This is a genomic window from Mesorhizobium sp. LjNodule214 (genome assembly GCF_964252735.1).
Taxonomy (GTDB): Bacteria; Pseudomonadota; Alphaproteobacteria; order Rhizobiales; family Rhizobiaceae; genus Mesorhizobium.
Genome location: NZ_CAXUPE020000001.1, coordinates 1,282,912 through 1,301,125, shown reverse-complemented (window position 1 = coordinate 1,301,125; position 18,214 = coordinate 1,282,912). Strand labels below are relative to the sequence as shown.

15 protein-coding genes are annotated in these 18,214 nt (G+C 64.2%); 7 read left to right on the top strand and 8 right to left on the bottom strand.

Annotation, left to right across the window (positions count from 1 at the left end):
* Positions 1 to 28 precede the first annotated feature (28 nt).
* From ACSQ3Z_RS06295 to ACSQ3Z_RS06285, 3 genes are read right to left on the bottom strand one after another with little or no spacing between them, the layout of a single operon-like run.
* Complete coding sequence (locus ACSQ3Z_RS06295; protein ID WP_436170477.1) at positions 29 to 520, bottom strand: acetone carboxylase subunit gamma; 492 nt, start codon at positions 518 to 520, stop codon at positions 29 to 31.
* On the bottom strand, positions 517 to 2,721 hold the full coding sequence (locus ACSQ3Z_RS06290; RefSeq protein WP_436170476.1) for a hydantoinase B/oxoprolinase family protein: 2,205 nt from the start codon (positions 2,719 to 2,721) through the stop codon (positions 517 to 519). The genes ACSQ3Z_RS06295 and ACSQ3Z_RS06290 overlap by 4 nt, the downstream gene beginning before the upstream one ends.
* Before the next feature lie 13 nt (positions 2,722 to 2,734).
* Entirely contained in the window at positions 2,735 to 4,885 is a 2,151-nt protein-coding gene (locus ACSQ3Z_RS06285; protein WP_436171845.1) for a hydantoinase/oxoprolinase family protein, read from the bottom strand.
* Positions 4,886 to 5,043: 158 nt separating this feature from the next.
* On the opposite strand from ACSQ3Z_RS06285, the gene ACSQ3Z_RS06280 reads away from it, so the two are divergent.
* From ACSQ3Z_RS06280 to ACSQ3Z_RS06260, 5 genes are all read left to right on the top strand, one after another.
* Positions 5,044 to 5,826 carry a helix-turn-helix domain-containing protein gene (locus ACSQ3Z_RS06280; RefSeq protein ID WP_436170475.1) on the top strand — a complete coding sequence of 261 codons (783 nt, stop codon included), beginning with the start codon at positions 5,044 to 5,046 and terminating at the stop codon, positions 5,824 to 5,826.
* A gap of 121 nt (positions 5,827 to 5,947) precedes the next feature.
* Positions 5,948 to 6,877, top strand: coding sequence for a TIR domain-containing protein (locus ACSQ3Z_RS06275; RefSeq protein ID WP_436170474.1), 930 nt, complete (start codon positions 5,948 to 5,950; stop codon positions 6,875 to 6,877).
* Between the two features lie 107 nt (positions 6,878 to 6,984).
* Positions 6,985 to 7,737 (top strand): SDR family NAD(P)-dependent oxidoreductase, encoded by a 753-nt coding sequence (locus ACSQ3Z_RS06270; protein ID WP_436170473.1) that lies wholly within the window; start codon positions 6,985 to 6,987, stop codon positions 7,735 to 7,737.
* Between the two features lie 283 nt (positions 7,738 to 8,020).
* Positions 8,021 to 9,166 (top strand): glycosyltransferase, encoded by a 1,146-nt coding sequence (locus tag ACSQ3Z_RS06265; protein WP_436170472.1) that lies wholly within the window; start codon positions 8,021 to 8,023, stop codon positions 9,164 to 9,166.
* A 141-nt stretch (positions 9,167 to 9,307) separates the two neighbouring features.
* Positions 9,308 to 10,876, top strand: a complete 1,569-nt coding sequence (locus tag ACSQ3Z_RS06260) for a glycosyltransferase (RefSeq protein ID WP_436170471.1) — start codon at positions 9,308 to 9,310, stop codon at positions 10,874 to 10,876.
* Between the two features lie 86 nt (positions 10,877 to 10,962).
* Here the strand turns inward: ACSQ3Z_RS06260 and ACSQ3Z_RS06255 are convergent, their stop codons facing one another.
* The 5 genes from ACSQ3Z_RS06255 to ACSQ3Z_RS06235 form a co-directional block, all read right to left on the bottom strand.
* Positions 10,963 to 11,538 (bottom strand): DUF1349 domain-containing protein, encoded by a 576-nt coding sequence (locus ACSQ3Z_RS06255; protein ID WP_436171844.1) that lies wholly within the window; start codon positions 11,536 to 11,538, stop codon positions 10,963 to 10,965.
* A 48-nt stretch (positions 11,539 to 11,586) separates the two neighbouring features.
* Positions 11,587 to 13,026: an aldehyde dehydrogenase family protein gene (locus ACSQ3Z_RS06250; protein WP_436170470.1), complete on the bottom strand. Its 1,440-nt coding sequence runs from the start codon at positions 13,024 to 13,026 to the stop codon at positions 11,587 to 11,589.
* 158 nt (positions 13,027 to 13,184) lie between these two features.
* Positions 13,185 to 13,670 (bottom strand): hypothetical protein, encoded by a 486-nt coding sequence (locus ACSQ3Z_RS06245; RefSeq protein WP_436170469.1) that lies wholly within the window; start codon positions 13,668 to 13,670, stop codon positions 13,185 to 13,187.
* An 81-nt stretch (positions 13,671 to 13,751) separates the two neighbouring features.
* Positions 13,752 to 15,092, bottom strand: a complete 1,341-nt coding sequence (locus tag ACSQ3Z_RS06240; protein ID WP_436170468.1) for an FGGY-family carbohydrate kinase — start codon at positions 15,090 to 15,092, stop codon at positions 13,752 to 13,754.
* A complete protein-coding gene (locus ACSQ3Z_RS06235) occupies positions 15,089 to 15,871 on the bottom strand; it encodes a DeoR/GlpR family DNA-binding transcription regulator (RefSeq protein ID WP_436170467.1) in 783 nt (260 codons plus the stop codon). The genes ACSQ3Z_RS06240 and ACSQ3Z_RS06235 overlap by 4 nt, the downstream gene beginning before the upstream one ends.
* A 219-nt stretch (positions 15,872 to 16,090) precedes the next feature.
* Between ACSQ3Z_RS06235 and ACSQ3Z_RS06230 the strand changes: the two genes are divergently transcribed.
* Both ACSQ3Z_RS06230 and ACSQ3Z_RS06225 read left to right on the top strand, forming a co-directional pair.
* Positions 16,091 to 17,365 (top strand): FGGY-family carbohydrate kinase, encoded by a 1,275-nt coding sequence (locus ACSQ3Z_RS06230; protein WP_436170466.1) that lies wholly within the window; start codon positions 16,091 to 16,093, stop codon positions 17,363 to 17,365.
* Positions 17,362 to 18,213 (top strand): TIGR01459 family HAD-type hydrolase, encoded by an 852-nt coding sequence (locus ACSQ3Z_RS06225; RefSeq protein WP_436170465.1) that lies wholly within the window; start codon positions 17,362 to 17,364, stop codon positions 18,211 to 18,213. The genes ACSQ3Z_RS06230 and ACSQ3Z_RS06225 overlap by 4 nt, the downstream gene beginning before the upstream one ends.
* The last annotated feature ends 1 nt before the right edge of the window (position 18,214 follow it).

Genomic DNA, 18,214 nt, shown 5'->3' with positions numbered 1-18,214 from the left:
TCCATCCAAGGCCCGGCAACCGGCCTGGTCAAGGCTGCAGCGGCTTGCCAAGCCAATCGCGGTAGAAACCCTCCAGATCCGGCTCGAAATCATGCACGATCGGATAGCCGGGTGCCGCGGCCTCGACCTCGTGCAGCGTGCCGCACTGCGGACAGATGAACTCGCGGATCTCCATCCATTCGGGATCCGGCAGATCGCTGTTGGGGTAGATCTCGCGCAGTGTCTCTTCGGTGTTGCGAACATGGATCGCGGCTTTCAGCTTCCAGTTCTTGCGGTAGTCGCCGAAGGAATGGCCGCATTCGCATCGCGTTATCCGCTCATCGCCGCTCTGGCAGATGAACAGATGATCGCTGACCGGCATCAGGATCGGATCCTTCCAGGCGACACGGTCCTGATGGACGGCGACGATCTTGAAGAAACGGTCCTCGTCCTTGTAGGCGCTCATGATGCGCCTTGTCTGCGGCCAGGGCAGTTGACCGCTAGCCAGATCGCGGATGATTTCCTTGCTGTATGAGGTCATGGTTTTGCTCCCGGCGTGAAGATCGATCTGGCGTCGACGTGCCAGAAATCGCTGAAATCCCTGGTGAAGCGCGACGACAGTTTGATCGCGCTGGCATACATTTTCTTCACCCCCGGGGCGAAGTCGGCCTTTTCGACGCGGCTGCGCTCGGCGGCGATCCAGTCCGCCACCGGGATTGCCTTGGCGAGACGCGCCTTGCGCATGGCGGCACGGCGCTTGACGGTCGCGTCGATATCGGCGACCGGATAGCCCTCCCCATCGTCCTTCAGCACGATGCCGAAGACCTGGTCCGCCGCCTCGCGGGTGAGAAACCCGTTCTCGACATCCCATGCCGTCTTGATCGGGTCGCGTTCCAGCACGTCGCCATAGCCACCGCCGCCATTGTAGGAATGGCTGAAGATGTCGCCTTCCTTGTGCGGGGCGGTGATGTAAGGGCCCTCGACCACGACATGGTCGCCGCCGATGTGCTTCTCGTAATCCGAGACATGCGGATCGGTGCCCGGCGCATGCGCCAGCGGTTCACCCTTGGCCGCCAGTTCATGGATGTTGGAATTGCGCACGGCGCGATGCTTCTGGCAGGTCGGCGCCGGATAGCCACCGCACATGCCGCCATTGTCGAACACGCGCGAGGAGTGCTCCGACGTGTGCAACCTGAGATGCGAGGTCTTGTTGATCAGCCAGGTCGAAATGAACGAGCAGCCGCCGCGATATTTGCCGGCACCGCCCGAGTTGGGGACGATCGAGCGGCCGATATAGACCATCGGCATCGACTGTTCCCAGACCTCGATGTTGCCCATGTCGGATTCCGGGTTCCAGCCGACATAGGCGGTGTCGAGCCCGTCCTTGATGGCCAGCGCGCCGGAGCCGGCGGCGGCGCATTCGAAATGCGCCATGCCGAACGGCGTGCCGTACTGGCTTTCGCCCCCCATCTCGATCATCGGGCTGTTGACCTGGCCGACAAAGGCTTCCTCGACATAGCCGCGCGCGACGAAGCTGCGCGATAGCAGCCGCTGGAAGACACCATAGGCCGGCAGCAGCAGCGCCCATGAGGTTGCCGTTGCCACCATCTCGTTGTCGGGGTTGGTCCAGGTGCCGTGCGGCAGTTTGAGTTCGGTCGCCATCCAGGCGCCGTCATTGACCAGGCCTTCGAAATTCATGTGCTGGGTCAGCGTCACGAACATGCCGCCATCCATACCGGCCGGCGTGCAGTTCATCGAATGGTAGCCCCATGGCTGGGTGCCCTCGAAGTCCATGGTGATCTTGCCGTCGGTGCCGATCTCCATCTCGATCGGGATGTTGTAGAGCCAATCGGGATCGCCGAGCGGCTGGAAGCCCGGCTTGCCGGCGGTGACGTGGCCATAAAAAGTGTGGCCGCGATAGATGCCGGGCACGGTGAGCTGGCGCGTGCGGGCGAGTTGGGCGCGACGGCCCTCCTCGATGAACTCCTTCGACACCTGCATCCAGTAGTCGAGGCCGATTTCCGAAATCAGCTGCTTGACGCTCTCGCGCATGTCGATGCAGGAGGCGACCTTGGCTTTCTCGTCCAGCACCCAGTAGATCGGCATCCTGAGATTGCGCTCGCAGCGGATGACGTAGTCGCGGCGGATCTCGTCATTCTCACCGATCTTCTCGGCGCAGACGAACAGGCCTTCGGTGAAGCGCTCCTGCGCCAGGCAGACATCGCCGCCGGGCGTGATGCCACCGGCTTCCAGTTCGTGGCAGACCGCGCCGGCCCAGCCGACCAAAATGCCTTCATGGAAGATCGGCACCACATCCATCACATCGGGCACCTGCACGGTGCCGATGAAGGCGTCGTTGTTGGCGAAGATGTCGCCTTCGCGGATGCGCGGGTTGTCCTCGTAGCCGTTTTTGATCATCCATTTGATGAAGCGGCTCATCGTGTGGACATGCACCATGATGCCGTTGGAGAGCGCGATGGCGTCGCCTTCGGGAGTATAGATCGCCACCACCATCTCGCCGACCTCGCGCACGCCGGGCGAGGCCGAGATGCGGCGGGCCATTTCGCGCGCCGACACGCAACAGGCGCGCAGCTTGGTGTGCAGCGTCTCGAATTTCAGCGGATCCTGGTTGCGCAGCGAGAGTTCGGTGATGCCGTCATAGCAACAGGTCTCTTCCATCAATCGCTCGGAATCGAGCAGCCGTTCGCGAAGGCGCAGGGCCGAGGCAGGTTTGTCCAACATGGCGGTCGCCCTCTCAAGCATGGGAATAGTGAAGCAGCGTCCATTCATCGACGAAGACGCGGTCTTGCGGATGAACGACGAGCGTGGTGGCGGGATGTTCGATAATGGCCGGACCGATTACTTCATGGCCGGGCTGCAGCAAATCCATCTCGTAGAGATTGGCCTCGTGCCAGCGCCCGGCGATATAGGCCTCGCGCACGCCCTTGTGGGCGGAGGCGGGATTTGAATTGCCCAGCGGACGTTTGAGCAGCACCGGCTTGACCTTGTCGGCGGTGGCGATCAGGCCCAGTTCGGTGATGGTGAAGCCCGCCTCGCCATAGCGCGAAACGCGATGGTTGACCTTGGCGTAGACGGCCTCGAACTCGTCGAGAACCTTGCGCATGTCCTCGGCAGAGTTGACCTCGGCGAGCGGTGCCATGACTTCGACGTCCTCGAGCTGGCCGGTGTAGCGCATCATCAGGAAAGGCACGGTTCTGATCTTCTCGCGGGCATGGCCGTCGGCGATCATCTCGTCGACCGCCGCCCTGGTCAGGTCGTTCCAGACCGCCGTGACCTTCGACCCATAGCCCGCAAGCGTCGCTTCGTCGGCGCGCGAGGGGATGTCGTGCTGCGTCGACACCGAATGGCGGCGCATGAAATCGGCCGTCGTGCAGCCGAAAGCGGAGAAGGCGGCGGCAAACTGGAAGGTGATGATGTCCTTGAAGCCGATGCCGCGCGAGCAGCCGGCAAGGTGCAGCGGGCCCGAACCGCCATACGACAGCAGCGTGAACTCCGACGGGTGGATGCCTTGCCCGGAGATGACGCGTCGCAGCGCATTGTTGGCGTCGGCCTCGAGCATATCGATCATGCCTTCGGCCGCCTCCTCGACACCGACGCCGAGCACGCTGGCGCATTTCTCCTCGAAGGCTTGCCGAGCCTTCTCGACCTGCAGCACGACCTTGCCGCCGAGGAAGTAGTGCGGGTTCAGCCGGCCGAGAATGGCGTCGCAATCGGCGATGGTCGGTTCGGTTCCGCCCCTGGCGAAGCAGATCGGGCCGGGATCGGAGCCGGCACTTTCCGGTCCGAGCGAGACCTTTTTCGTCAGCGGATCGACCTTCAGGATCATGCCGGCGCCGGCGCCGATCGTGTCGAGATGCAGCGTCGGCACGTTGAGCTTGAAGCGATCCATCAGCGGCTCGTTCTCGATCCGCGTCTGGCCGCGGGTGATGATGCCCATGTCGAAGGAGGTGCCACCCATATCCGAACAAATCAGTGAATCATTGCCGATAAGCTTGCCTACATAGGCAGCACCCAAAATGCCGCCGATCGGGCCGGAGATCATGGTTTCGTGCAGGCGCGGATGGTTGATCGAGGTCAGGCCGCCGAAGGAAAGCAGCGTCTGCACGCCATATTTGAAGCCGTATTTCTTGGAGACGTCCTCGATGCCCTTGAGCTGCTTGCGGCCGCGCGAGGTGGCGTAGGCCTCGATCAGCACCGAGTTCAGGCGCGACTGCTCGCGGATGACGGGACGGACCTCGTGGCTGGTGTAGACGAGGATGTCAGCGCCGGCGGCGGCGATCTCGTCGCGGCAGATCTCGGCGATGCGCTTCTCGTGCGCCGGATTGACGTGCGAGAAGATGGTCATGATGCAGATCGCCTCGACCTTGTCGGCGATCAACTTTCTCGCTGCGGCGGAAACCTCATGCTCGTAGAGCGGCAGGACGATGTCGCCGAACTGGTCGATGCGCTCGGTGACGCCATGGGTGCGGCGGCGCGGCACCAGCGGATCGGGATGGTGATGCGTCACCGCGTGCAGCCGGTCGGCATAGGAATAGTCGGCCCAGGCCTGCAGGCCGCGCCCCATAAGGATCATGTCCTCGAGGCCCTTCGTGGTGATCAGGCCGAGCCGGCGCCCGGTGCGCGACAACAGCGTGTTGAGCATGCCAGTGCCTGAATAGAGCACGACGTTGACGCCCGAGAAGAGCGCCTCCAGCGAGATGCCCCAGGCGTCTGCCGCGTCCTCGGCCGAAGCGAGAAAGCCCTCGGCCTCGTTCTTCGGTGTCGTCGCCGACTTGCCGATCTTGAAGTGGCCGTACTGATCGACAAGGATCGTGTCGGTCATCGTGCCGCCGGCGTCGATACCGATGACGATAGGATTGCCAACGATGGGCGGATTGCCAACGATGGGCGGATTGCCAACGATGGGGCCGGTGGGATTTGGCTGGGTCACGGTCGCCTCGGGGTCTGGTCTAGGATGACGCAAGGCTAGATGCGACGGGCGGCCTTGCGCCATATGCCAAAAGACACAATGACGGCCGGGCTGATTATCGTCGAGAAGAGGGCATGCGCATGGGCAATATCTGGGCGCCGCTGGCCAGGGCGATCACCGCCACCGGTACGGACCGGCATGTCGACTGCCTGATCGACCTGATCGGCGCAGACATCGCGCATGATCTCGTCACCGTCACCCGCTATTCGGCGACGAAGACACCCGAATTCGTCAAGCACCGGCGGTTTTCGGACGAGATGGTCCGGCGCTATCTCGCCAGCTACTATGTGTTCGACCCCTTCTACGCCTCATGGCGGCAGGAGCGGCGGCTCGGCATCATGCCTTTGAAGCGGTTCGCCGACGACAAAGCCAAGCGCGGCCAATACATAGCCGGCTTCCTGGCGCAGTCGGAAATCTGCGACGAGGTCGGCATATTGCTTGCCGATGGCGGCGACTGGTGCCTCGGCATCTTCCTCGACCGCTCGACGACGTCGTTCAGGGACAGCGAAATCGCTCAATTGCAGCAACGGCTGGCGGTGTTCGAGGCCCTACATGCGCTCGACATCAGGGCGCGTGGCGCCGACTTCTCCCGCACATCGGCGCCGACCGGCCCCGGTGCTTCGCCGCAACAGAAGCCAAGCATTCCGGCGAGCCTGTGGCCGGAGTTGTCGCTGCGCGAGCGGGAACTCGTCCAGCTGATCCTGGCCGGCCACCCCACCGCGAACATCGCCGAGCGTCTCGGCATCACCGTCGGCACTGTCAAGAACCATCGCCGCCGCATCTATGAGAAGCTAGACATCACCACCGAGCGGGAGCTGTTCCTGCAGTTCTTCCAACACCGGACAGAGAACGCGTAGCCGGGATATCGCGCCTGTCGTCGCGCCGTTGCTGCCTCCCGGGAGATGAATACAATAGGCGAAACGTCGCCCGCGCAGGCTATGTTGGCAGCAAAGGCGGATACGCAGCTGGAGAGAACGGATGGGCAAACCGCGAATCTTCCTGGGCTCGTCGGGAAAGCAGAAGAAACTGCTGGACGCTCTGACACGTGGTCTTGAAGAGATCGCGCAAGTCGAGCCCTGGACGACCTCCTTCAGCCCTGGCACGACCACACTGGGGCGCCTCATCGAGCTTACCCGCGAGGTCGACTTCGCCGCTTTTGTGTTCGCACAGGACGACTGGACGAGCGCGAGCCAGCCGGAATCGTCCCCTTCGGTATCGGCTCAAGCTTCTCCCCGAGACAATGTGGTTTTCGAAGCCGGCCTTTTCGGCGGAGTCCTCGGGATGCGCCGAACGTTTATCCTCCATGCGAACGGCGCCAAGCTTCCCAGCGATCTGCTCGGCCTGACCTCGGTACGGTACGGCGAGGCAGCCACCGCTGCCGAGATGAGAGCGATCAATCAAAAATTGCGGAACGCAATCGAAAATGAGGGCCATGTCGCCCGCATAGAGGGGCTTTGGTGGCAGTTTTCCCTGTCGGAGCGCACCGCGAAGGAGCCGTCCGCCGTGAGCCTGCTGCGCATCTCGCGAAACCGCGACGGTGCGCTGGAGCTGACGGGTCGCTCATGGCAGGAGAACGGCAGCCTGTCAGCCAGGTACTGGAGCGAAGCGCTGAAAGAGAAGAGGGAGCCTTCCGGCATCTTCTACTATTGGAACGGAGAACGGCCCCTGGATGCAAACGCGCCGCAGCTGCATGGGACAGGCGAGATCCGGCTGGAGACCGCCGATCGCGCGTCGGGCTATTTCACGACGCGCGCGGACACGCAACCAGAACTGAATGCGCGCACCTCCGGCGTCTATTTGCGCGCCGATGCCGAGGACTTGGCGATCCTGGACGGGCGCGACAATCAGCGGCGGGTGGAGTTGATCGCAGAGCAGCTGAGCCATTGGCAATCGATCAAGAACGGCTGACAGCGTGCGGCTCCTGGCCTACCAAGATCCCCACCGGCGGCTCCAATCCCGACTTGAACTTGGCGGACGTTGACTTCACATTCGCCGCCGATCGGGAGGAGTGCCGCATGTCGATGCGTTTCGCAGGACGGTTTGCCGGACGATCGGCCGTGATCACCGGCGGCGCCTCAGGCATCGGCCTGGAGGTGGCGCAAAGGATCGTCGCCGAAGGCGGGCGCGTCTCGGTCTGGGACCGCGATCCGGGCCAGATCGAAAAGGCCATGGCCGCGACCCCGGGCCTGGATGGGGTAATCCTCGACGTCGCCGATGCCGAGGCGGTCGGGCGTGCCGCGCAAGAGACGATCAACGCCCTCGGCGCCGTCGACATCCTGGTCACAAGTGCCGCCATCACCGGTCCGAACATGACGGCCTGGGACTATTCGGTTGAGGACTGGCGCCGGGTCATCGACATCAACCTCAACGGTGTCTTCTACTGCAACAAGGCACTGGTGCCGCATATGCTCGAGCGCGACTATGGCAGGATCGTCAACATCGCTTCGATCGCCGGCAAGGAGGGCAATCCCAACGCCTCGGCCTACAGCACATCCAAGGCGGGAGTGATCGGGCTGACCAAGTCGCTGGGCAAGGAACTGGCCAAGACCAAAGTGACGGTGAATTGCGTCACGCCGGCGGCGGTGCGCACGGCGATCTTCAACCAGATGAGCCAGCAGCATATCGACTTCATGCTGTCGAAGATCCCGATGTCGCGATTCGGCGAAGTCGAGGAGGTGGCGGCGCTGATCACCTGGATCGCTTCCGAGGAATGCTCCTTTACCACCGGCGGTGTTTTCGACGTTTCCGGCGGCCGCGCCACCTATTGAGGCGAGCGGAGCCGCATATGGGTTGCATGCCCGCATTTTCCCGTGGCTATATCGTACCCGGTTTGCCAATGCAGCGGATATGACGCGCCGTTATTAGGTTTGCGCAATTCCGAACGGAAAAGCCGTGGCACACTTTTCCTGGAATTGCCCTAGCACCTGCAAGGCGTTGGGCGGGAGTTGGAAGACCTTGCAGCATCATCCCCACACTCGCTTCGGACGACCGACCCGGGCGGCTCCGCAAGCCGCATCGGCGTCGGCATCCGGACAGGAGCGACGAACCCTGGTGGTTTGCGTCGATCCGGCCTTTCCGCCGACATCGGGCGCCGATCTCAGGAACTTCGGCAACGCCGTGGCGGCAGCCGAACTCGGTCCGGTCTGCCTTGTCTCGGTCAGGCCGCTGGCCGATCCGCCGCAACCGCTGCCGGCCAACATTCGCGTCGTTGCCCTGACTGCCGAGGGGGAACCACGCGCGCGGGCGCTCGGATTGTGGAGGACCAAGACCGAGACCCGGATCCCGCGTCCGGCGCTGGCGCGGCTCGAGGCGCTGGTTCGCGAATTTCGCCCCGACACGATCTTGGTCGAGGGCATTCCGCTGTTCAGGCTGCTCAGACCTTTGCGGCAGCTGGCCGGACAACTCATCCTCGACATGCACAATGTCGAATCGGACCTCGCTGGGCAGTTGCAACCAGCCCAGCGCTCCGGCGCACCCGATGTCAGGCGCCTCGAAAGAAAGGCGGCCGCGATCGTCGACAGGATCTGGGTCTGCTCGCGCCTCGACCGCGAGAAATTTAAGGCGCTCGTCTCGAGCACAGTGCCGGTGGATATCGTTGCGAACGGTATCCCGCGGGCCGAGGACATACCCGAGGCGCTGAGGGCAGCCCCGTCCGGCGGCTTTCCGTCCATTCTGCTCGTCGGCCATCTTGGATACGAACCGAACATCGATGCCGCCCAACGGCTGGCCCGCGACATCCTGCCACGCATCCGGCGGGAGCTGCCGACGGCGAGGCTTACCCTTGCCGGCCGCTCGCCCACCCCGTCCGTGCAGGCCCTGGCAAGGCTGGACGGCGTCACGCTGCTTGAGAACCCTGACGATGTCAGGCCGCTGCTGTCGGCCGCGCATCTCAGCATCGTTCCGCTGTCCATGGGCGGCGGCACACGCATCAAGATCCTCGAGGCGATGGCCTGGGGCGTGCCCGTCGTTGCCACGCCGCTGGCGGCTGAAGGGCTGGATCTGGTCGAAAACGAAGAGGTGCTGCTGGCAGCTTCGGATGAAGAACTGGCGGCGATGGCGATCGCGCTCTGCGCGGATCCAGCTCGCATGGCCCGGCAGCGCGCCCACGCCCATGAAGCGGTTTGGTCGAGGTTCGGGCCGCAAGCCATACGCGATGCCGTCCGCAACGGCCTCGGACTGGCCGATCAGGATGCGTGACGCGCTTAGGGCGGTCATCGTTTCACGGAAACGCAGAACCGCTCTATCTCTTTGTTTTGACGCAATTCCGGACGGAAAACCGTTTCACACTTTTCCTGGAATTGCTCCAGCTGTGCCCAGTCAGCGATCGATGAGCCGCCGATGATCCCGCGTATCCTGCACCAGACATGGAAGACCGACGCCGTCCCTGCCCGTTTCCAGGCCTATGTCGAGAGCTGGAAGCGGTATCATCCCGACTGGACGATGATGTTCTGGAGCGACCGGATGCTGCTCGAATTCGTCGCCGAGCACTATTCGGACTTCCTGCCGAGCTTTTGCAGCTATTCGCACGGCGTGCTGCGTGCCGATGCGGGGCGCTATCTGCTGCTCTACCATTTCGGCGGCGTCTATGCCGACATAGACTGCGAATGCGTGGCGCCTTTCGATCCCGTGATGAGCGAAGACCGGATCGTGCTTTGCAAGGAGCCGGACACGCACGCGCTGGTGCAGGCGGACTTTCGCGGGCTGCCCTATCTTTTGTTCAATGGAACGATGGCCAGCCCGCCCCGGCATCCATTCTGGCTCGAGATCCTGTCGATGCTGCCCGGACTGGCCCATGCCAATCAGGCGATCGATGCGACCGGGCCTTGCCTGCTGACCTCCGCGCAGCTCGGCTATCGCGACCAGACGGCGTTCGCCGTCCATTCGCCCGCTTTGTTCACGCCCCTCGACTCGTCAGGGCGCAAAGACAGCGGCGGCGGGCAGACGCTGTCGATCCACCACTGGGCCGGCACATGGTGGACGCCCGAACCTCCGCCGCGTTTGCTGGACCGGATCCGCACCCTCGCCTACCGGTCGTGGTACCAGCTGACGCGCGGCGCCCATCTGGATGAGACGGCAGCCAAACGCGGCGTCAGCCAGGCGGCCCTTTCGGCGCCGCCACCGACTGGGCGCAACATAGCCATCCTGGTGCCGCTTCGCGACGCTGCCGATCATATCCAGCCGTTCCTCGACGCCTTGCGGCAGCTCGACTACCCGAAGGACAGGATCAAGCTCGCCTTCTGCGAAGGCGACAGCTCGGATGGAAGCTGGGACCGGCTGCAGGCGGTGGTGGCGTCGCTGGCCGGGGCGTATCGCGGCATCGTGCTGCTGCAAAAACAGCTCGGTGGCGCCAGCCTTGACCGCGCCAAGCGAGCGATGCCGCGGCTGCAGCGGAGCCGACGCGGCAATATCGCCAAGGTCCGCAATCACCTCATCGATCACGGATTGGACGCCGACGATGACTGGGCGCTGTGGATCGACATCGACGTCTGGCGATTCCCGACCGACATTGTAAGCCGGCTTATCGGAACCGGGCATCGCATCGCGGTGCCCAATTGCGTGAAGATCACCGGCGGCGACAGTTTCGACCAGAACAGCTTCGTCACAACCCGCCATACGAAGGACTATCGCTATTACCGCGCCATCCGCGACGGCCTTTACCAGCCTGCCACCGGCGCACCGGGTCGGCTCCTTCTCAGCGACGTCCGGCACCTCGAGAGGATAGGCCTGGACGGCGTCGGCGGAACCGTGCTGCTGGTCGATGCCGCACTGCATCGCGGCGGTCTTCGGTTTCCGGAAATTCCCTACCGGGACCTGATCGAAACCGAAGGCTTTGGCGCCCTTGCCAACGATCTGGGCATCAGGCCGGTCGGCCTTCCCAAGCTCGAGATCCTGCATGTGCCGTGGTGAGCCAGCGGTGCCGTCTCCGCCCGACTCTTTGTTTTGCGCAATTCCGGACGGAAAACCGCTACGCTTTTCCTGGAATTGCTCTTGCCTCAGTCGTGCAGCTCCCGCGAGATCGGCGGGCCAATCGAGAAATCAACGAAGGTGACTTCAAAACCTTCGCGCTGCGGCGAGCAGCACATCATGCCGACGTCGACCGACTTCGAGGGCGGGAAATAAGCTATTCGTACCGGCTTCCAGTGGCCATCTGAAGCGTCCAGATACTGGACGCGGATGGCTTCGGCGTGACGGGTCAGGCGGATCCTGACGCCTTCAGGGTCGGCCGGGATGCTGACCAGCGACCAGTCGGAGGTGTCGTTGGTGACGACGACGGAGAAATAGCCCAGCCCGTCGGTGTATTCGATGCCGGCCTTGATCCAGTGCGTTTCGCTCGAGCGGACCATCAGTCCGGCCTGGTCGTAGAGCACCTGATAGTCGCCCTTGACGGTGACCTCGGCGGTGAAATCGCCTTCGACCGATCGATGCAGGAAATGGCCGTTGTCGCGCCGGAAGCCATAGAAGGTTTCGCGCCAGAAGTCGGTTTCCTTGCCGGTGCGCACGTGCACGGTGTTGTCGCCGAATTCATGATGCGGCGGCGGGTTGAGCCAGCTCAGGTCCGCGGGTGTCATCGACATGCTCGCCTGCCTGGTTGTGTCCTATGAACCGCCGCGCGTTGGTCAGCCAGCAAAACTATAGGCCGTTTTCACCGTGGTGTAGAATTCCATGGCGTAGCGGCCCTGTTCGCGCGGGCCGTAGCTCGACCCCTTGCGGCCGCCAAAGGGAACGTGGAAGTCGACGCCCGCCGTCGGCAAATTGACCATCACCATGCCAGCCTCGGAATTGCGCTTGAAATGCGTGGCGTGCTTGAGGCTCGACGTGCAAATGCCCGAGGTCAGGCCGAAAGGCGTGTCGTTGGCCACGGCAAGCGCCTCGTCATAGTCCTTGACGCGGATGACGTTGGCGACCGGCCCGAAAATCTCCTCGCGCGAAATGCGCATGGCATTGGTGGCACCGGTAAACAGCGCCGGCCTCAGATAGAAGCCGGGCGTCGCAGCATCGAGCCGCTCGCCGCCGAAGGCGAGTTCGGCGCCTTCCTTGCGGCCGATGGCTATGTAGTCCTCGTCCTGCTTCAGCTGGGTCTCGTCGACGACTGGGCCGATCTGGGTCTTGGCATCCAGTGCATCGCCGACGACCAGCTTTTCCATGCGCTCCTTGAGTGCCGCGACGAAGCGATCGTGGATGCCGTCGGTCACCACGAGACGCGAAGAGGCCGTGCAGCGCTGGCCGGTGGAGAAATAGGCGCCGTTGACGGCGCAATCGACGGCCGTGCCGAGGTCGGCGTCATCGAGCACGACGAGCGGGTTCTTGCCGCCCATTTCGAGCTGGAACTTGCGCATATGCTCGACGCTGGCCGCGGCTACGCGCCTGCCGGTGCCGACCGAGCCGGTGAAGGTGATGGCATTGACGTCGGGGCTGTCGAGCATGGCCTGGCCGACCACGGAGCCCTTGCCCATGACCAGATTGAGCACGCCCTTCGGCAGGCCGGCGCGATGCAATATGTCGACGATGGTCCAGGCGCTCTCGGGAACCAGTTCCGCCGGCTTGAAGACGATGGTGTTGCCGTAGGCCAGCGCCGGCGCGATCTTCCAGGCTGGAATGGCGATCGGGAAATTCCACGGCGTGATTATGCCGACGACGCCGACCGCTTCGCGCGTGATCTCGACGCCGACGCCCGGCCGAACGCTCGGCACCAGCTCGCCCGACAGGCGCAGCGTTTCCCCGGCGAAGAAATCGAAAAGCTGGGCGGCGCGTATCGTCTCGCCGATGCCCTCGGCCAGCGTCTTGCCTTCCTCGCGCGCCAGGTTGCGGCCGATCTCGTCCTTGCGGCCCATGATCTCGTCCGACGCCTTCTTCAGCACCGCATGGCGGGCCAGCGGCGCCGAGCGCGACCAGGCGGGAAAGGCCGCCTTTGCCGCGGCAATCGCCTGCTTGGCCTGTTCCGGGCCGGCAGAAGCATACTCACCGACCACATCGCCCGTATTCGAGGGGTTGATGTTGCGGGAGCCGGCCTCGCCCACCCACTCGCCATCGATGAGGTTTTTGCGGAACTGGGTCATGGTCTTTCCTTGTGGTGGTTCGCTGGTGGGCTGTCTGCCGGGTCATTTATCACCCAGTCATCAATCGCCCAAGTCATTTATCAGACAAATAGCGACAGTGTGAGGACGTTTCAAATCGAGCCCTCGATAACCGATGAGGCGCGCCGGTGAAAGCCCGGTCAGACCGCGAAGGACCAGAACAGGCAGGCCAGCGTCGCCGCGGCAAAGACGACGAAGAACAGGCTTCTCAACAGGACGTTGCGGCGAAGCTCGTTCATGGTGAGATGGGCGACGACGATGGCCGCGACAAACAGGAACCGCCAGTTGACCAAAGCCCACAGCACGCCACCCTGGCCGAAGGCCCATCGGGCGACGAGGCAGCCGACAATGGTCGCAAACAGCGCGATCGCTGCCCAGAACAGGGCATCGGCAGCATTGGTCAGCACAATGCTGGCGGCGCGGATGGGGAGGATCATCATCAAGAGCGCGCTGAAGAAATAGACAGCGGCCAAAGGCACAAACGAACCGGCATCGGCAATACCGTCGAGGCGCTTCACGCCGATCGCGCCATAGGGATAGCCGTGTCTGGCAACCGCAAGACTGAGCGCCATGAGCAAGGCGCTGAGCACCGCGACCAATGCGAATGTGGTGAGGGCCTTGCTCATGCCGTTCCTTGTTCAAGAGTCCGATCTGGGCGAATCAACAAGGACGATTTTAGCGCACGGTTTTGAAATTGGCCGCAGGCTTCAGTTCGCTCGACCGCGCCAATCGTCCCGATAACCCGCCAGCCCGGCGAAATGCAAGGCGCGCACCGGCTCCGGTGCTTCAGCGGCAAAGTCGCGGCCGACGCTCTCGAAGGCGAGCGCCGCGGCACCGGTGGCGCTGCCTTCGAGCGTGGCGCCTTGCAGGAAGGCCTGGCCGGGACGCAAATCGGCCAGCAGACTGGCGAGCAGACCGCCAGTGTTCAGTCCGCCATCGACGATGACGGTGTTTTGCGAATGGATCAGGTCGAGGCAGAGGTCGACCATCAGCGCCACATAGAGCAGCGCCACAGCCGCGCGCTGTTCGGCATTGGGTGTGTCGCCGACAATTTCGCTGCGACGGCCGGGCATCGGCCCGCCCGGCGCGAAGCTCGGCAGCGCCATCATGCCGGCGTCGATCGCATGCTGTATTGCGGACGGCGTGATCGCGCCTTGCCAGCCGCCGCTGATGGTTGCGAATTCGCGCCCGCCCATGAAACGGATGGTCGGCACTGCGCCGCCATCGACGTCGACATTGACCAGCATGTCGCGGTCGCGGTCGAGAACCTCGAGCGGGCAGTCCGGATTGAGCGCCACGACCCAGGTGCCGGTCGACACCACGGTGAGCGGCCCGAGCCGCTGCCGGCGATAGGCATGGAGCGCGGCATTCGAGTCATGGACGCCATTGTGGATGGCGATCGGCCGCGCGGCTTCACCGAACCGCTGCTCGCCGATGACGGTGCCGGCGCGCGCGAAGGCCGGCATCTGGCCGCGCCAGCCTTCGGCGTCGACCAGCGATGAGAAGTCGTGCTGGCGCGGCGCCCACAGATGCGAATGGCAGCCGAGATAGGACACTTCCGAGACCGCGCGACCGCTGAAACGCCAGCTCCAATATTGCGGATAGCCGAGGATCGATGTCGCCGCCGTGAAGGCGGCCGGCTCGACCGCCTTCAGCCACAGCATGTGGCGGCCATAATTGAAACCGAGCGGCAGGCGCGGCGAGAAGGTCTCGGCGAAATCCGGGATGCTGCGATCGATTTGCGCGGCGATTTCGGCCGGCGGCTCCTGTTCATAGTCGAGAATCGGATGGGTCAGAGCCGCCTCATCGACAAGGGCGAATGTGCAGCCATGGCCCGACACCATCAGCCCCTCGACGCCGTGGGTGTCGACCGCATCGGCGACGGCGCCGCGCGCCCAGTCATGCAAAACCGCCTCGTCGAGCACACTGAAGCCGCCCTTGCGCGTCCAGGCGGGCTTGGTCCGGCGCTCGCCGAGGATGCGGCCGTCCTGATCGAAGACGAACAGCTTCGAATTGGTCTTGCCGAAATCGAGCACCGCCACCTTCACTGGACGGGCCCCGAGGCCGAGGCGATCCGCACCATGACGCCGGCATCCGCCAGCATGCGCGCATCGGTGTCGGAGAGGCCGTCATCGGTCACCAGCGTGCCGATGCGCGACAGCGGCAGCGCGACGTTGCGCGCGTGGATCGACAGCTTGCGACTGTCGGCCAGCACCACGATCTGGTCGGCGCAGGGGCTAAGGTCGATGATGGAGCGCACCAGCAGTGGATGTGATTCCAGCACGCCTTCCTGGCTGAGGCCTTGCGCGCCGATGAAGAATTGAGAGGCATAGAAGGGCACGGCCTGGGTGAGCGAATGGATGATGCCAGGCTCGCGATGCAGCTCGCCGCCGGCGACCGTCAAGCTGCAATGGCCGTGGTCGCTGAGATAGGCCGCTAAAGGCATCGAGTTGGTGTAGAGGCGGATGTTGCGGTCGGCGAGCCTGACGCCGAGATGGAAGCAGGTCGAGCCGCCATGGACGATGACCGCGTCGCCATCGCGCACCATGGTTGCCGCAAGGGCGGCGATCCGCCGCTTGGCCTCGACCGCAAGATCGCGGTTCTCGTCATAGGGCCTGGCATAGGCGACGCCGGCCTGCGCAGCGCCATCGAGCGCCGAGATGCCGCCATAGACCTTTCGCGCCTCGCCGGCCTCGTCGATTTTGTCGATGTCGCGCCTGACCGTCGCGGCCGAAACGCCAAGCCGCTCCTGCAGCTCGCGCACCGAGGCGAAGGGGCGATCCCGCAACAGCTCGACAATCTGACGCTGGCGGCCGGAGTCGCTCAACTTTTGCTCCTGGGATGCACTTTCGGCATGGAATTTGGTTTAACTTACTCAAAATCAGCCAAACAGCCAACCGATTTTGATGATCATAGGTCACTATTGACGCAGATCGCTCGGGTCTGCGATATCCATACCGACATCGGTCCCGGTGACGGGATTTCGAGCGAGACCCCGGCCGGGTCGTTAGAGGAACACGGCCGCCAGTAGCAAGGGACGGATGACATGATGCCACTTGCCATCGGCATCGACATCGGCACCTCAGGTGCGCGCGCCATCGCCATGCGTCCGGACTTTTCCATCGCCGCGCATTCCGCCCTGTCTCTCGAGCGGTTTGGCGACAACGGCCGCGACCCCGCCGTGTGGTGGGAAGCGGTTGCAGCAACGCTGGCGGAGCTGCTCAAATGCATCGATCGCGCGGCGGCGCGTTCGATCGCCGTGGACGGCACGTCGGGCACGCTGCTGCCGGTCGACAGTGCCGGGCGGCCGCTGGACGAGCCGCTGATGTACAACGACAAGGTTTCGGACGACGCCATCCTCGCCGCGATTGCCCGCGTGGCGCCGGAAGCAAGTGCCGCGCACGGCGCAACCTCCGGCCTCGCCAAGGCGCTGTGGTTCCAGCGCCTGCCCGGCGTCGCTCGAATGCTGCACCAGGCCGACTGGATCGCCGGACAGTTTTCCGGTCGCTTCGACGCCAGCGACGAGAACAATGCGCTGAAAACCGGCTACGACGCCGGGGCCCGCCGCTGGCCGGACTGGATCGCGGCCACCGGCATGCGGATGGATTTGCTGCCCGATGTCGTCGCACCCGGCACTGTCTCCGGCAGGCTCACGCCAAGCGCCGCCGATCTGTTCGGCCTGACGCGTGACGTGGCAGTGGTTGCCGGAACGACGGATGGCTGCGCCTCGTTCCTGGCGACGGGTGCCGCGGCTGCCGGTGACGGCGTCACCGCGCTCGGATCGTCGCTGACCATCAAGATCCTGTCGGACAGGCCGATCTCGGCGCCGCGCTACGGCATCTACAGCCATCGCCTCGGCGATGCCTGGCTGGCCGGCGGCGCCTCGAATTCCGGCGGCAAGGTGCTCGCCCAGCATTTTTCGCTCGCGCGCATCATCGAATTGAGTGCAGCGATCGACCCAGAGACGCAGACCGGCCTCGACTACTACCCACTCGGCACGGCCGGCGAACGCTTCCCCATCGCCGACCCGACACTGCCGCCGCGCTTCGAGCCGCGGCCCGCGTCCGAGGCCGACTATCTCAAGGCGATGCTGGAAGGCATCGCCTCCATCGAGGCGCTCGGCTATCAGAGGCTTGCCGAGCTCGGCGCGCCTAGGCTGACATCGGTCCGAAGCGTCGGTGGCGGTGCCGCCAATGCCGCCTGGACCGCGATCCGCCAGCGCAAACTTGGGGTCGATTTCCTGCCGGCGCTTTCCGACGAGGCCGCCGCCGGCACGGCGCGGCTGGCGCTGATGGGCGCAAGCGAGGCGGGACTGCTGTGAGCGCGAAACGGGCAAAACATCTCGACGGGGTTAGAGCGCTGGCCGAGCGCTACGAAGTGTTCCTGCTCGACCAGTTCGGTGTACTGCATGATGGCCAGCAGCCCTATCCGGGGGCTGTGGAAGCACTGTCGGCGCTGAAGCGCGCCGGCAAGACGGTGGTCCTGATCTCGAATTCCGGCAAGCGTGCGGAGCCCAACGAGCGGCGCCTGCTGAAGCTCGGCTTCGAGGCTGGGAGCTGGGATTATTTTGTTTCTTCCGGCGAGGTGGCGTGGCGCGCCTTTCACGCCATGGCGGCATCCGGAGAGTTGCGCTCGGGCACGAAGTGCCTGCTGATCAGCCGCGATAGCGACCGCTCGGCGATCGACGGCCTGCCCTTGACCCTGGCCGACCGCGGCGACGATGCCGAACTGGTGCTGATCTCGGCCAGCGAAGGCGATCGTTTCGACCTCGACCACTATCGCCGGCTGCTTGGCCCGGCGGCGGCGCGGCAGGTGCCGTGCTTCTGCACCAATCCCGACAGGATCATGCTGACGGCGGTCGGGCCGCGCTTCGGCGCCGGCGAGCTCGCCGATCTTTATGAAAGCCTCGGCGGCAGCGTCACCCGCATCGGCAAGCCCTATCCCGCGATCTACGACGCGGTGTTGGCGCTGGCCGGCAACCCGGACCGGGCCAGCGTGGTCTGTATCGGCGACAGCGTCGAGCACGACATCGCCGGTGGTGCCGGCGTTGGTGTCGACACCGCGCTGGTGTTGTCGGGCATACTGGCCGATGTCACTGACCTCACCGGCGTTTTCGACCGGGAGGGCGCGTATCCGGATTACACGCTGGACGCGTTCCGCTGGGGCTGAC

What these genes read in the sequence shown, in the direction of transcription:
- ACSQ3Z_RS06295 (WP_436170477.1), bottom strand. Translation starts at nt 520, where the DNA reads ATGACCTCATACAGCAAGGAAATCATCCGCGATCTGGCTAGCGGTCAA.
- ACSQ3Z_RS06290 (WP_436170476.1), bottom strand. Translation starts at nt 2,721, where the DNA reads ATGTTGGACAAACCTGCCTCGGCCCTGCGCCTTCGCGAACGGCTGCTC.
- ACSQ3Z_RS06280 (WP_436170475.1), top strand. Translation starts at nt 5,044, where the DNA reads ATGCGCATGGGCAATATCTGGGCGCCGCTGGCCAGGGCGATCACCGCC.
- ACSQ3Z_RS06275 (WP_436170474.1), top strand. Translation starts at nt 5,948, where the DNA reads ATGGGCAAACCGCGAATCTTCCTGGGCTCGTCGGGAAAGCAGAAGAAA.
- ACSQ3Z_RS06270 (WP_436170473.1), top strand. Translation starts at nt 6,985, where the DNA reads ATGTCGATGCGTTTCGCAGGACGGTTTGCCGGACGATCGGCCGTGATC.
- ACSQ3Z_RS06260 (WP_436170471.1), top strand. Translation starts at nt 9,308, where the DNA reads ATGATCCCGCGTATCCTGCACCAGACATGGAAGACCGACGCCGTCCCT.
- ACSQ3Z_RS06255 (WP_436171844.1), bottom strand. Translation starts at nt 11,538, where the DNA reads ATGACACCCGCGGACCTGAGCTGGCTCAACCCGCCGCCGCATCATGAA.
- ACSQ3Z_RS06250 (WP_436170470.1), bottom strand. Translation starts at nt 13,026, where the DNA reads ATGACCCAGTTCCGCAAAAACCTCATCGATGGCGAGTGGGTGGGCGAG.
- ACSQ3Z_RS06245 (WP_436170469.1), bottom strand. Translation starts at nt 13,670, where the DNA reads ATGAGCAAGGCCCTCACCACATTCGCATTGGTCGCGGTGCTCAGCGCC.
- ACSQ3Z_RS06230 (WP_436170466.1), top strand. Translation starts at nt 16,091, where the DNA reads ATGATGCCACTTGCCATCGGCATCGACATCGGCACCTCAGGTGCGCGC.